Here is a 404-nt window from a genome sequence, read left to right on the forward strand (position 1 = left end):
CCCCGACATGACCGAGGCTGCCGCCGCGCTGGCGGAGCGGCTGGGCATCTCGCGGGCCGAACAGGATGCCTGGGCGGTGGCCAGTCACGCGCGGGCGCGTGAGGCACAGGTGCGGCTGCGACAGGAAATCGTATCCTTGGCAGGTATTTGTGACGATACCTTCACACGTCATCTGAGGCCCGTCACCGCCGCGCGCGCCCCCGTTCTGGCGGGCAGCGTCACCGCCGCGACCACCGCCGTCGCCGCCGATGGTGCGGCCTTTTGCGTGGTCAGCGCCACGCCCCGGGGCGCCCGGCCCCTGCGCATCGCCGCCTGCGCCACGCTGGGCGCGGCGCCGGAGGCGCCGGGCCTTGCGCCGCTGGCCCCCATCGCGGCCGTCCTGGCGCAGACCGGTCTGCGCCCCG

General features: G+C 75.5%; 1 protein-coding gene. It reads left to right on the forward strand.

Annotated elements, in window-relative coordinates; translation table 11 throughout:
• Positions 1-7: 7 nt before the first annotated feature.
• The coding region (locus ACLD7X_RS19395; RefSeq protein ID WP_411425311.1) for a thiolase family protein at positions 8-404 on the forward strand (397 nt) is incomplete at its 3' end.

Origin of the sequence: Aphanothece microscopica RSMan92 (assembly GCF_046613545.2) — a bacterium.
GTDB lineage: Bacteria > Cyanobacteriota > Cyanobacteriia > PCC-6307 > Cyanobiaceae > NIES-981.